Annotated in this window: 8 protein-coding genes, 6 tRNA genes, 1 rRNA gene and 1 other annotated feature; of the genes, 14 read left to right on the top strand and 1 reads right to left on the bottom strand. The window is 34.5% G+C overall.

Annotated elements, in window-relative coordinates; genetic code table 11:
• Positions 1-84, top strand: a sequence feature (5S ribosomal RNA rRNA prediction is too short).
• Between the two features lie 26 nt (positions 85-110).
• The 3 genes from CDIMF43_RS04150 to CDIMF43_RS04160 all read left to right on the top strand — a co-directional run bounded on the left by CDIMF43_RS04150 (position 111) and on the right by CDIMF43_RS04160 (position 677).
• Positions 111-184 (top strand) — tRNA-Asn (locus CDIMF43_RS04150).
• A gap of 27 nt (positions 185-211) precedes the next feature.
• Positions 212-284, top strand: a tRNA-Thr gene (locus CDIMF43_RS04155).
• Between the two features lie 120 nt (positions 285-404).
• On the top strand, positions 405-677 hold the full coding sequence (locus CDIMF43_RS04160) for a GNAT family N-acetyltransferase (protein WP_074401340.1): 273 nt from the start codon (positions 405-407) through the stop codon (positions 675-677).
• 62 nt (positions 678-739) lie between these two features.
• Here the strand turns inward: CDIMF43_RS04160 and CDIMF43_RS04165 are convergent, their stop codons facing one another.
• A complete protein-coding gene (locus CDIMF43_RS04165) occupies positions 740-2566 on the bottom strand; it encodes an APC family permease (RefSeq protein ID WP_074401339.1) in 1827 nt (608 codons plus the stop codon).
• Between the two features lie 302 nt (positions 2567-2868).
• Here CDIMF43_RS04165 and CDIMF43_RS04170 point away from each other — a divergent pair.
• The 11 genes from CDIMF43_RS04170 (at position 2869) to CDIMF43_RS04220 (ending at position 13287) form a co-directional block, all read left to right on the top strand.
• Positions 2869-2940, top strand: a tRNA-Glu gene (locus CDIMF43_RS04170).
• A gap of 300 nt (positions 2941-3240) precedes the next feature.
• Positions 3241-3324: transfer RNA gene (locus CDIMF43_RS04175), tRNA-Tyr, on the top strand.
• 4 nt (positions 3325-3328) lie between these two features.
• Positions 3329-3400, top strand: a tRNA-Gln gene (locus CDIMF43_RS04180).
• A 55-nt stretch (positions 3401-3455) separates the two neighbouring features.
• A 5S ribosomal RNA gene (gene rrf / locus CDIMF43_RS04185) occupies positions 3456-3571 on the top strand.
• Between the two features lie 10 nt (positions 3572-3581).
• Positions 3582-3654: transfer RNA gene (locus CDIMF43_RS04190), tRNA-Lys, on the top strand.
• A 157-nt stretch (positions 3655-3811) separates the two neighbouring features.
• Positions 3812-6313: a YfhO family protein gene (locus tag CDIMF43_RS04195; RefSeq protein WP_109841269.1), complete on the top strand. Its 2502-nt coding sequence runs from the start codon at positions 3812-3814 to the stop codon at positions 6311-6313.
• An 83-nt stretch (positions 6314-6396) separates the two neighbouring features.
• Entirely contained in the window at positions 6397-7236 is an 840-nt protein-coding gene (cdaA, locus tag CDIMF43_RS04200; RefSeq protein ID WP_074401337.1) for a diadenylate cyclase CdaA, read from the top strand.
• Positions 7233-8366: a CdaR family protein gene (locus tag CDIMF43_RS04205; protein WP_074401336.1), complete on the top strand. Its 1134-nt coding sequence runs from the start codon at positions 7233-7235 to the stop codon at positions 8364-8366. The genes cdaA and CDIMF43_RS04205 overlap by 4 nt, the downstream gene beginning before the upstream one ends.
• Before the next feature lie 54 nt (positions 8367-8420).
• Entirely contained in the window at positions 8421-9779 is a 1359-nt protein-coding gene (gene glmM, locus CDIMF43_RS04210; RefSeq protein WP_074401335.1) for a phosphoglucosamine mutase, read from the top strand.
• Positions 9780-10130: 351 nt separating this feature from the next.
• A complete protein-coding gene (gene glmS / locus CDIMF43_RS04215; RefSeq protein WP_109841270.1) occupies positions 10131-11936 on the top strand; it encodes a glutamine--fructose-6-phosphate transaminase (isomerizing) in 1806 nt (601 codons plus the stop codon).
• Between the two features lie 196 nt (positions 11937-12132).
• A complete protein-coding gene (locus tag CDIMF43_RS04220; protein WP_109841271.1) occupies positions 12133-13287 on the top strand; it encodes a diguanylate cyclase in 1155 nt (384 codons plus the stop codon).
• Positions 13288-13388 lie beyond the last annotated feature (101 nt).

Genomic DNA, 13388 nt, shown 5'->3' on the forward strand with positions numbered 1-13388 from the left:
ATACACCTGTTCCCATGCCGAACACAGAAGTTAAGCTTCTCAGCGCCGATAGTAGTTAGGGGTTTCCCCTTGTGAGGGTAGGACGTTGCCACGCTTTTTTTTATAATTATTCCGCAATAGCTCAGTTGGTAGTAGCGCATGACTGTTAATCATGATGTCGTAGGTTCGAGTCCTACTTGCGGAGTATTTTTTTTTATCCAAATTTTAGGTTGCCGCTTTAGCTCAGTCGGTAGAGCACTTCCATGGTAAGGAAGGGGTCGCCGGTTCAAATCCGGCAAGTGGCTTAATGTAAAATTCTGTTTTTTGTATAAAAGAGCCTTATAGGCTTCTTTTTTTTGAACTGTTAGTCAATTTGTATAAATCATGTTAAACTAATTGTAACGAATAGTAAGGGATGTGTTTATATGGAATTTGAGAAATCAGAAAATCGCTTTTACAAGAACGATGAGACAGGGAAAATGATTGCAGAAGTCACCTATGTACCAACAGGTGAAGATAAGGTTATTTTAGATCATACCTATGTGGATCCTTCATTGAGAGGTCAAGGAATTGCAAGTCAACTGGTTAAACGAGTTGTAGATGAAATGCGTTTGGAAGGGAAGAAAATTATTCCTTTATGCCCATACGCTAAAACAGAATTTGAACGAAAATCTGAATACAAAGATGTGGAAGCCTAATTCTATAGTTCTTTAAACTAAAAAAAGTCATTACTACTAAGTACTAGTAATGACTTTTTTTATTATTCTTTTAAGTGGTAACTATAAATTGAAACAATGATATTTTCTTTAGACATTAATGCTGCTCTTAAGCGTAAACTTGTCTGGTTATGAAGAATATGTTGCCAAGGTTTTTTTGGAACGAATTGAGGTATTAAGACGGTTGTAGTATAACCTTGTTTGCTAGATTTCGTTTGAACCAATTTTACAAATCTTAAGACTGGCGCAATAATAGTTCTATAAGAAGAATGTAAGTTTACTAGACGAATATCGGGATATTGCTCTCTAAATTCAGCGGCAAACTCTTCTTCTTTTTCTGGATTTTCATCAAAAGAAACATGCATAGCAATTATGTTATCTCCAATGCTTTTGGCGTAGTTTACAGCCTCGTTTGTTACCTGTGTAACATTACTAATTAAAACCACTACGGTATTTCCTTTATAGGTCACAGGTACAGATTTTTCGATTCGAAGTTGCAACGCGATTTTTTTGTAGTGATCATGAATTTTATAGAAAATATAAAGCATGATAGGCATGATAACAAAAAATGGCCAAATTTCTGACAAACGATAAAATAGTAAGATTGCAAAAATTGAAAAAGAAATTAAAGCTCCCACAATATTTGAAATAGATTTAACCATCCATCCTTTGGGACGTTCACGGTTCCATTTAATAATCATACCTGTTTGTGATAAGGTAAATGGAACAAACACACCTACTGCATATAAGGGGATTAAACGAGAAGTCTCTCCATTGAAAATTGAGATTAAAATAATTGAACCAAGTGACAACGTAATAATTCCATTTGAATAGCCAAGTCGATCGCCTTTAGCTAAGTACATATGAGGCATAAACTTGTCTTTTGCTAAATTAAATGCTAGAACTGGAAAAGCAGAAAATCCAGTGTTTGCAGCTAAGGCTAAAATAAATGCTGTAGAAAACTGTAATAAATAGAAGAAAATGCCTTGCCCAAAGATTGCTGTTCCAATTTGAGATAGAACGGTAACTTTTTCTGTGGGTACAATTCCATACCAATAGTTTAAAAATGTAATTCCAGCAAAGAAGAAGCCTAAAATCCCACCCATTAAAGCCAGTGTACCAGCCGCATTTTTTGCTTGAGGGGCTTTAAAAAAAGGAACGGCATTACTGATCGCCTCAACCCCTGTTAGAGAAGAGGAACCGGAAGAAAAGGCTCTAAGTAAGAGTCCTAATGTAACACCAGGTACAACTGCTCCGATAGTTGCTGTTGCATGGAAAGGAGCTAACCCAAGAATGATTTTTCCGATACCAACAATAATCAGTATCGTGATAACTGCTACAAATAAATAGACAGGGAACATCAAGAAGGAAGCCGATTCTCTTAGACCTCTTAAATTCATTGCAGTGATTAGAAAGACAATAATAATGGCAATAGGTACTTTATAATGATAGAGTGCTGGAATAGCAGAGGTAATGGCCTCTGTCCCAGCAGAAACACTTACAGCGACTGTTAGCATGTAATCTACTAATAATGACCCACCAGCGATTAATCCAGCAGTTTGGCCTAGATTTTCGCTAGAAACCATATAGGCTCCTCCACCATGGGGATATGCATGGATTATTTGTCGATAGGATAGAACAAGTGCTAATAATAAGATCAAGACAAAACCCGCAATTGGTATAGAATACCAGATAGCAGCTGTTGAAAGAGCAGCTAAAACCAAAACAATTTGTTCAGTTCCATATGCTATAGAAGAAAGAGCATCCGAGGAAAGAAGAGCAAGAGCTTTAAATTTTCCTAATTTTTGATCTCCTTCTTCAGAAGATTTTAAAGGTTTTCCAATTAAATAACGTTTAATCACACTCCACATTTTAGTTAACTCCTTATAGTTTTATTAGATATTAATTTACCCTCACAAACAAGTGATTATATACCTGTTTTTAGCTATTATCAAGTACTAATTTCTAATGAAGAAAAAGAAAGTTTTAATAAAAATAAAAACGAGGTTAGTTACAGAGTAATTTCAACGGAAAAAGCGGACATACATAAGGTTAAGTATCTAAAAATTAACAAAAATCACTAAAGAAGTCAAAAAATTCAACTAAATTGAAAATAATGAAAAAAGTACTTTACAAATGTATCATTTCTTTATATAATAAATCTTGTGCTTATGGCCCGTTGGTCAAGCGGTTAAGACACCGCCCTTTCACGGCGGTATCACGGGTTCGATTCCCGTACGGGTCATAAAAAAGAATCAAGTTATTCTTGATTCTTTTTTATTTTAATGTAGAGAATGAGCATGTTACCTTCTTTTATGTATAAATTATCATTTTTTCTTGAAAAAAGTAATTTTAATTCATAAAATCTGTCTAAAAGGTATTGCCAATTTTTCAAATCTGTATTATAATAATGGAGTTGTTGCAAAATGATGCAATAAACAAAAACACTTCATTAAAGATTTTAAAATTTGGTGTTGACATAAGTTTGTTAATCCTGTTATAATAACTTTCGTTGAGTTAATTGATTAACAAGACTTCTCTAATTGGAGGGGTAGCGAAGTGGCTAAACGCGGCGGACTGTAAATCCGCTCCTTTGGGTTCGGCAGTTCGAATCTGCCCCCCTCCACCATTATTGGGCTATCGCCAAGCGGTAAGGCAACAGACTTTGACTCTGTTATGCGTTGGTTCGAATCCAGCTAGCCCAGTTTCTACAATCTGTATCGTTTTTATAGGTATAGTTAGAATAAATTAAATCAATTGTGTGGTATCGATAGCAAGAAGGATACACCTGTTCCCATGCCGAACACAGTAGTTAAGTTTCTTTGCGCCGATAGTAGTTAGGGGTTTCCCCTTGTGAGGGTAGGACGTTGCCATGCAATTATTTATGAGTCATTAGCTCAGTTGGTAGAGCATCTGACTTTTAATCAGAGGGTCGTAGGTTCGAATCCTACATGACTCATTAAGCATTTATAACTTTTAGTTATAAATGCTTTTTTTGTATTTTTATACAAAGCAGTGTGATTTAATGGATTTCTTTAGTAATCCTTAATAAGAACATGGTATAATTTAATTTCTGTTAAGAAAATAATTAAAAAATTAATGAATGAGGTGTTAAAATGTTCCTAACAAAATTGAAACAATGGAATAAAAAACAGCTTGTTAGCTTTCTAATGCCCTTGCTGATAGTAGTTCCAATTTTTATGAGTAAAGGCATTGTTCCGTTTGGCGATGCAAATATACTGGTGAGCGATTTAGGAACGCAATATGTCCCTTTTTTTGCTCAATTAAAATCATTATTTTTTGGTGGTGGAAGTTGGTTTTATTCTTTTTCTAGTGGAATGGGCGATTCATTTTTACCATTGGCTGCCTATTATTTAATGAGTCCGTTTAATCTCATTTTTCTATTTGTTTCGCAAACTTACCTTTCAACAGCGGTTACATATGTTCTCTTTTTGAAAATTGCGTGTATGTCTGGAAGTATGTATTATTACTTACAAAAAACATATCCTAAAAATGACATGGCGCAACTGTTTTTTGCGATGACATATGCACTGTCGGGGTATGTCGGAATTTATATGTACAATATTATGTGGATGGATGCTTTAATTTTTCTACCATTGCTTGCCCTTGCTATTCAGAGGTTAGTGGATGAAGGGACATCATTGTTCTATTGTTTGATTTTATGTATGACTATTTTCACGAATTATTATTTGGGTTATATGACCTGTATTTTTGCATTATTGTATTTTAGTTATTGGACAATACTTCGAAGTGACGTGAGTTCATTGAATGACTATCTTTCTGCAACCAAGCTTCATTGGAGAAAGTTTATAGGCTATTCTTTAATAGGAGCAGGATTAAATGGTGTCTTATTAGCACCAGCTGTTTTTGGCATGTTAAAAACGGGGAAATCTGTAATTGATTGGCATATTTTTTTACCGACACCATTATTCGGATTCGAATTTTTTACACAATTTGGTTTAGATCATACTAATTTTCAAACACGATTAGAACATCTTCCAAGTTTTTTTGTTGGAAGTGCTGTATTGATTTTAGCGTTATCCTTTTTCTTTTTAAAAAGTGTTTCTTCTAAAATAAAGTGGTGTAACGGTATCTTAGTAGGAACTATTTTTCTTAGTTTTTGGCTGCAACTGTTTAATACCATTTGGCATATGTTTCAGGAAACGGCAGGTTTTCCTTATCGAAATTCGTATATGTTGAGTTTTTTACTGATTAAACTGGCGTATGAGTCTTGGCTTAAACGGGAAGAACTGTCGAATGGTCTGATTGGTAAAGTTTGTTTCGTATTAATTAGTTTAATAGGTGTAGGGTACTTGTACAGTCATTTTGCTTCGGCAGTTGAACAGCAACTGGACAATCACTTGTTTTGGTTATCAATTCTTTTTGTAGTGAGTAATGGGCTTTTAATCATGTGGTCAAGAACAAGCAAACTAAAACAATTGCTTCTCTGTTTGGTGATTGCGCTTGAAATGGGGCTTAATTTTAATCAGATGTTAAAAGCGACTCCTTTTGAAAGTGAAACACGATTTAGGGAAGATATGCTAGAATTTTCTAATGTTTTAGAGCCGTTGTATGAAAAAGATGAAGATTTATATCGAGTCGACAATGCTGTTCGTGGAATTGACAATGGCTATAATAGTAGTTTTTTGTATAATTATCATAGTACGCCTTACTATAGTTCAACACTAAATAATTCTCTTAGAAAAACACTTGAGAATTTAGGCTTGAATAGTAAAAATGAACGTCGAATCAGTAGCGTGGGACAGACCGAATTCCTTGATTATTTATTTAATGTTCGTTATAAAATTGAAGCAAGTAAAACGGCAGGGGCAACGGTTGTTAAAATTAATGAAACAGCTCAAACAAGTATGGGCTACGTTGTTCCTAAAGAGCTGACAAAGGTTCATTTTGTAGAGAAAGATCCTTTTGGCAATCAAAATAAAATTGCAAAGAATTTAGTAGAGGATGTACAAAAAATAGTTGTTCCTGCTGAGTTACGTCAGGAAAAAAGAAATAGCTATCAATATACTGCAAAAGTAGATGGCATGGCGTATCTGTATTTACCGAATAATCAGATGGAAAAAGTGAAGGTTTATGTAGATAACCAATTAATAACGCCTAAAGTTGAAATTCGAAATCAGGCTTTACTGAGCTTAGGAGATTTAAAAAAAGGCGAATCTGCAACGATTTCATTTAAATCAGATGAAGAAATTATACTGGATTCAACGTCTATCCAAATCTTAGATACAACCGTTTTAAATCAAGTGAAGGAAGAATTAAGTGAAAATCGACTAAAAATTTCAGAGTGGAAAGACAGCCATATTAAGGCAACTGTTGACGTGAAGACAGATGACAAGGTACTGTTTATGTCAATTCCGTATGATCAAAATTGGGTTGTTAAAGTAGATGGAAGAAAAGTAGCACCGTCTCGAATACTAGATGACTTTATGGGGATTCCTTTAACTAAAGGATCACATCAAGTTGAATTGAGTTTTATTCCTCAAGGATTCTTATTGGGAGCGGTAATTAGTCTGGCATCCCTTATTGGTTTAGGAGCTCTTGAGATTTTAAAAAAAAGGTCGAAGGCTAAAAAATAGACTTTTCTATTGCATCATCCCTATAAAAATTGTGTTATAATTAAAACTGTAAATAGCAAAGCTAGAAAGTTGGAGGTGTATAGATGACTTTTGATTGGTCACAACTCATTACGTGGCGTCATTTATTAAACGTCATTGATATATTAGTTGTTTGGTTTTTTATCTACAAACTAATTTCATTGTTAAAAGGTACAAAAGCTGTCCAACTATTAAAGGGAATTGCTGTAATTGTTGTCATTAAAATGATTAGTTTTTTTCTTAATTTAGAAACAATTGATTGGATTATGGATTTAATTATTTCATGGGGCGTATTAGCAACAATCATTGTTTTTCAACCAGAGATTCGCAGAGGATTGGAGCATTTAGGTCGAGGTTCTCTTTTTGGACGAACTAAACGACAAGTTAACCCAGGAGAACAGTTGATTAAGGCATTGGATAAATCTGTTCAATATATGGCGAAGAGAAGAATAGGTGCATTAATTTCAATTCAAATGGAAACGGGTTTAGATGAATACATTGAAACCGGAATCCCATTAGATGCAGATATCTCTGGGGAACTCTTGATTAATATCTTTATTCCAAACACGCCGTTACATGATGGCGCAGTGATTATTAAAGATTATAAAATCGCAGCAGCAGCAGGTTATCTTCCGTTATCAGAAAGCTCTCTTATTCCAAAAGAATTAGGAACAAGGCATAGGGCGGCCATTGGCTTAAGTGAAGTGACAGATGCGTTGACAATTGTTGTATCAGAAGAAACTGGTGGAATTAGTGTTACTCGTAACAGTGAACTTCTACGAGATTTAACACAAGCAGATTTTATTAACTATTTAGAAAAAGAATTGATAGTTGAAGAAGAAGCAATCAAAAAAAATCCAATTCAAGAGTTTATTGAAGGCTTTAGAAAGGGTGGTTCTAAATGATTGATAAAATTTATAACAACCCTTGGTTTTTAAGAATTATTGCTTTAGTTTTTGCTTTGTTATTATTTAGTTATGTGAACTTTGAGAATAATGGACGTATTAGTACAAATAATCCAATTGATGGGTTAAGTGTGAACAGTTCGCAGGTAATTTCAAATGTTCCTATCACCGTTGATGTGGATCAGGATAAATACTTTGTTTCTGGATTACCTGAAACAGTTTCTGTTAAAATCGAAGGGTCAAAGAATATTATTCAACAGACTATAACGGCGCAAAATTTTAAAGTCGTTGCCAAAAACCTAAATAAATTAGGAGTGGGGACTCATAAAATTAATCTGAGCCCTGAAGGATTTAGCGATGAACTTGCGGTAACACTTACGCCAAGTGATGCGACTGTTATAATTGAAAATAAAAAAATTAAAACATTTAATGTTGATGTTGAATTTAATAAAGCGTTACTTGCAAGAGGTTACGAAGCAGGAACGCCAACATTGGATTATAACACAGTTCAAATTTCAGGAGCAGAATCAACGATTGATAAAATTAGCAGAGTATATGCCAGTGTATCGCCTGAAAATGGAGTAACTAAAGATATTAATCAAAAAGTTCCCGTTCAAGTATTAGATGAAAGCGGCAATAAGTTAGATGTTAATATCAATCCTAAAGAAGTTCAAGTAACAATTCCAGTCAAGTCAGCTAGCAAAGATGTGCCTATCATGTTAAATCAAACAGGTACACCAGTTGCGGGTAAGTCATATAAACTTGGAATTAAAGGAGAAAACACAAAAGTTAATGTTACTGGAGATAAAAACTTTTTAGAAAGTTTAAGCAGTTTCCCTGTTAGTGTCGATGTGACGGGAATTACTGAAACAACCACAAAAGAGATTGCCTTATCATTACCAGAAGGCATTACTTCAGTCAGTCCAATTACTATAAAAGTTGTGATTACTGTTAGTAACACAATATCTACAAATTCTGGTGGGGAAGCAATTAGCCCACCAACAAGTGAGAGCATTATTTCGGAATCCACTCCTTCAAATAGCTCATCAAGTAGTTCTAGTAGTTCCAGCAAAGAAAGTTCAAGTAGCTCAAGTGAAAGTTCAGAATCAAAAGAAGATTCCAGCAACTAATCAAGTTGACTGAGATAGCAGAATGAAATGAATTCATAAAGGAGAAATTTTATCATGGGAAAATATTTTGGTACAGATGGCGTTAGAGGAGTAGCTAATTCAGAACTGACGCCAGAATTAGCCTTTAAGTTGGGGCGTTTCGGGGGACACGTTTTAAATCAGCATGCAGAAGGTATTGAGCATCCTCGCGTTTTAGTAGGGCGCGATACAAGAATATCAGGGCAATTATTAGAAACAGCGTTAATTTCTGGATTATTATCAGTAGGAATAGAAGTTATGCAATTAGGTGTCATCTCGACACCAGGAGTTTCTTATCTTACAAGAGTACAAGGAGCAGTAGCAGGTGTAATGATTTCAGCTTCTCACAACCCAGCTCAAGATAATGGAATTAAGTTCTTTGGAGCAGATGGCTTTAAGCTTTCAGATGAGCAAGAATTAGAAATTGAAGCTTTGCTAGATTTAGAAGAAGATACGTTACCGCGCCCAAGTGCAGCAGGATTAGGAACGGTAGATGAATATTTAGAAGGTTCCTTAAAATACACGCAATTCTTGCAACAAACTATTCCATCTGATCTTTCTGGATTACACGTTTGTCTTGACGGAGCAAATGGGGCCACTGCACCATTACTAAATCGTTTATTTGCTGATTTAGAAACAGATTTTGATGTAATGGGAAATACACCAAATGGTATTAATATCAATGATGGTGTTGGTTCGACTCATCCTGAAAAACTTGCAGAATTTGTCTTAGAAAAAGGAGCAGACGCAGGATTAGCTTTTGATGGTGATGGTGATCGAATTATTGCAGTTGATGAATTGGGTCAAATTGTTGATGGCGATAAAATAATGTACATTTGCGGAAAATATTTGATGGAAAAGGGTCGTTTAAAAAAAGATACGATCGTTGCAACTGTTATGAGTAATTTAGGTTTTCATAAAGCTGTTGAAGCAGCCGGAATGACAGCCCTACAAACCCAAGTTGGAGACCGTTATGTCGTGGAAGAAATGCGAAAAAACGGCTATAACTTTGGTGGAGAGCAATCAGGCCATATGGTATTTCTAGATTTCAATACTACAGGTGATGGCATGCTTTCTGGAATTCAATTATTGAATGTAATGAAGCAAACAGGTAAAAAGTTATCTGAATTGGCGGCAGAAGTTTCAACCTACCCTCAAAAATTAGTGAATATTCGCGTAGCAGATAAAAATGGTGCGATGGAAGTTCCAGCTATTAAAGCAGTGATCGAGGAAGTTGAAACGGAGATGAATGGTGACGGTCGTATTTTGGTTCGTGCGAGTGGGACAGAAGCTTTACTGCGTGTGATGGGAGAAGCTCCAACAGAAGAAAAAGTGAACCAATATGTTGACCGAATTGCAGAAGTTGTTCGCCAAGAAATTGGATTAGCTGAATAAAAAAAACAGGCTATTTGAGAGAGATGCTTTTAAGCAGAACTTTCAAATAGTTTTTTTGGTGTATACCAATTAAGTTTTTTTTGGATAAAGTTTGACTATTACATGATTATGTTATATTATTAATCGTGTTTCTAGAAATCGTTTTTTTAAAAACGTGGTATACCAATAAAAGCGCCAGGCCATTTTATTTAAAAATGGTGACGAGGAGAGAGCTTATCGAAAGATTCGGCGGATAGCTCTAGGCTGTACAGTCTACAGGCAATTCTAAAAATGCAAAGTGATTTGTTAACAAAGAAATTGCCAAGTACCTAGAAACGACAACTATATCAAGCAGAAGGTAGGATTTTATTTATGTGTGGAATTGTCGGAGTAGTAGGAAATCAGAATGCAAAAGAAGTGTTGTTACAGGGGCTAGAAAAATTAGAATATCGTGGGTATGATTCTGCTGGAATCTATCTTATTGATGAGACAAATCAAGACCATCTATTTAAAGAAAAAGGTCGTATTTTAGCCTTACGTAATAGTGTTCGTCAAGACGTTGAAGCAAGCATTGGAATTGGTCATACTAGATGGGCAACCCATGGTGTTCCAAGTGTGATAAATGCTCATCCTCATCAATCTCAAATGGGTCAGTTTACATTGGTGCATAATGGCGTTATTGAAAATTTTGCGAAACTAAAATCATCGTATGTATCAGATGTTGATTTTGTTAGTGATACAGACACAGAAGTAATTGTTCAACTGATTGAGAAGTTTTCATTAGAAGGATTGTCAACAATTGATTCTTTTAAAAAAGTAGTAAGTCTTTTGAAAGGATCTTACGCGCTTGCGTTGATGGATAAAAATGTATCGGATACAATTTATGTTGCGAAAAATAAAAGTCCGTTGCTCGTTGGTTTAGGAGAAGGATTTAATGTAGTTTGTAGTGACGCTATGGCCATGATTCAAGTAACCAATCAATTTGTTGAATTAATGGATGGTGAAATAGTAACGGTGACAGCATCTACTATAAAAATTGAAAATGCTGAAAATGAGGAAATGAACCGATTGCCTTACACAGCTGAAATTGATTTGAATGATTTAGAAAAAGGGACCTATCCCTACTACATGTTAAAAGAAATTGATGAACAGCCTGCTGTTATGCGTAAAATTTTGCAACATTATCAAGGAAAGCAACAGCAATTGGAAATCGACTCAGACATTACAAAGTCGATGCTAGCAAGTGATCGCATTTATATTGTTGCCTGTGGTACTAGTTACCACGCTGGATGGGTTGGCAAGCAATTGATAGAGTCATTGACAACTATTCCAACAGAAGTTCATTTATCAAGTGAGTTTGGGTACAACACCCCGTTGTTAACCGAAAAACCTTTCTTTATCTTTTTAACACAAAGTGGTGAAACCGCAGATAGCCGACAAGTTCTTGTGAAAATCAATCAATTGAATCATCCAACCTTAACCATTACTAATGTTTCAGGTTCTACGCTTTCAAGAGAGGCCCAATTCACGTTGCTATTGCATGCTGGACCAGAAATTGCTGTTGCTTCAACTAAAGCTTACACGGCACAGATAGCAGTATTAGCAGTTCTTGCAGATGTAGTTGGAAAAGCAAAAGGATTTGCTCAGAACTTTGATTTAGTTCATGAATTGGCAATTGTTGCTACAGGGATGGAAACGATTATTGATGAAAAAGAAAGATTGGAACAACTAGCTGCTGAATATTTAGGTATCAGTCGAAATGCGTTCTATATTGGACGTGGAATGGATTATTATGTGGCAATGGAAGCAGCACTGAAATTAAAAGAAATTTCGTATGTTCAAACAGAAGGGTTTGCTGCTGGAGAATTAAAACATGGAACCATCGCTTTAATTGAAGAGGGAACCCCGGTTATAGCGATTATTACCGAAGAAACTATTGCTGGGCACACGCGTGGGAATGTTCAAGAAGTAAACTCACGTGGTGCCAATAGCATGATTCTGGCAATGGAAGGCGTGGCGGAGGATGGAGATCACTTTATTTTGCCACACGTTCATTCTTTATTAACACCATTAATTAGCGTTATTCCAACTCAACTTCTTTCATACTATACAAGTTTGCATCGTGGCAATGATGTAGACAAACCAAGGAACTTAGCAAAAAGTGTAACAGTCGAATAATAAAAAAAACTAGTTTGGAAAATTCCAAGCTAGTTTTTTTGTGGAAAATAGGCAAAATCACAGTGTTTTTTTAGTAGATTTTAAATGTCTAACTGTGTTATTTTTTTATTAAGATGGTATACTTTAAATTGATTAAAATAAGGTTTGTTTTTAAGTGTTAAATTTTTCCGGCATTATTTATTAAAAGGAGGTAATTATGGACGCTTTTTTATTAGTTGAACCTTATATCACTGGAATCATCTCTATTTTAGGAATCTTTTTTATTGAAGCATTTGTTGTTGCTTCGTTTAAGTTATATATCAATCAATTTTTAAGTCCAAAAACGTATCATATTATGATTACTCTGATTTCTGGATTGATTATGACTTTTTTTTCTATCTATTTTATGATGATGTCTCAAAAAGAAGACTATTACTTGATATTCGGCAATTTGAGAATGATTATTATTTTAATTCCTATTATTTTTCTAAATCGTAACATTTCGTTAGTATCTGTTATTTTATGCAGTGTTTTTAGATTGTTTTATTATGGGACGACTATTGTTTCGCTAGGATACATTACTATTTTTTCTTCTTTTTTTCTATTAGTGGTAGTAATTCAGTTGATTGTAAAACAAAACCAAGTGTTAACTTTTATTTATAGTATTTTGAGTGCATCGGTTTTTTGGGTGTGGATTTATTTAACCAATTTTGATGGGTATCATTCCTATTTCTTTGTTGCAGTTGTTTCTGATTATTTAAATTTTGTTATTTTAAGTAGCATTGCTTATGTGAGTGCTTCTTATTTGTATCATTTGAATAATCTATTATTTCAAACAATCGAAGAAAGTTTAACGGATGAGTTAACCAAACTAAGAAATTTAAAAGACTTCAATGCTAAGATGGATGATGGATTTTTAAAAGCTCGCGAGAAGAGAGAAGCTTTTTCGCTAATTATTTTTGATATTGATTATTTTAAAACGATTAACGACACGTATGGCCATCTAGCAGGGGATTTAGTGCTGAAAAATCTAGCTAAAACAATTAAAGAAATAGAAGAATTAAAAAAAGTAGATGTATTTCGTGTAGGTGGAGAAGAGTTTACCATTATTCTCACTAAAAAAAATGGAACAGAAAGTGTACGAATCGCTGAAAAGTTACGTGAAAAAGTGGAGGAAACTCATTTTTATTATGACAATCAGTTGATTCATGTCACAGTCTCTGTGGGTGTGACATCATTGGTTAAAGGGTTGAGAAGTGAGATTACGTCAAATGGATTTTTGGAGTTAGCAGATGAAGCCTTGTATCATTCTAAGCATAATGGAAGAAACAGAGTCTTTATAAGTGATGTTTTTACAGGAGAATTTAAGTAAGACTTTATTTTTTAATAAGATTTCAAGGATGGGATTACTATTTTATGTAAAACATAGTAAACTATATTTGAAGTATTAATTTTAATAAAATAAGATAAATT

It is taken from the genome of Carnobacterium divergens (genome assembly GCF_900258435.1).
Taxonomy (GTDB): domain Bacteria; phylum Bacillota; class Bacilli; order Lactobacillales; family Carnobacteriaceae; genus Carnobacterium; species Carnobacterium divergens_A.

Bases quoted from the DNA above. Each gene is read 5' to 3' on its own strand.
- CDIMF43_RS04220 (WP_109841271.1), top strand. From the start codon at position 12,133: ATGGACGCTTTTTTATTAGTTGAACCTTATATCACTGGAATCATCTCT.
- CDIMF43_RS04160 (WP_074401340.1), top strand. From the start codon at position 405: ATGGAATTTGAGAAATCAGAAAATCGCTTTTACAAGAACGATGAGACA.
- cdaA (WP_074401337.1), top strand. From the start codon at position 6,397: ATGACTTTTGATTGGTCACAACTCATTACGTGGCGTCATTTATTAAAC.
- glmS (WP_109841270.1), top strand. From the start codon at position 10,131: ATGTGTGGAATTGTCGGAGTAGTAGGAAATCAGAATGCAAAAGAAGTG.
- CDIMF43_RS04165 (WP_074401339.1), bottom strand. From the start codon at position 2,566: ATGTGGAGTGTGATTAAACGTTATTTAATTGGAAAACCTTTAAAATCT.
- CDIMF43_RS04195 (WP_109841269.1), top strand. From the start codon at position 3,812: ATGTTCCTAACAAAATTGAAACAATGGAATAAAAAACAGCTTGTTAGC.
- glmM (WP_074401335.1), top strand. From the start codon at position 8,421: ATGGGAAAATATTTTGGTACAGATGGCGTTAGAGGAGTAGCTAATTCA.
- CDIMF43_RS04205 (WP_074401336.1), top strand. From the start codon at position 7,233: ATGATTGATAAAATTTATAACAACCCTTGGTTTTTAAGAATTATTGCT.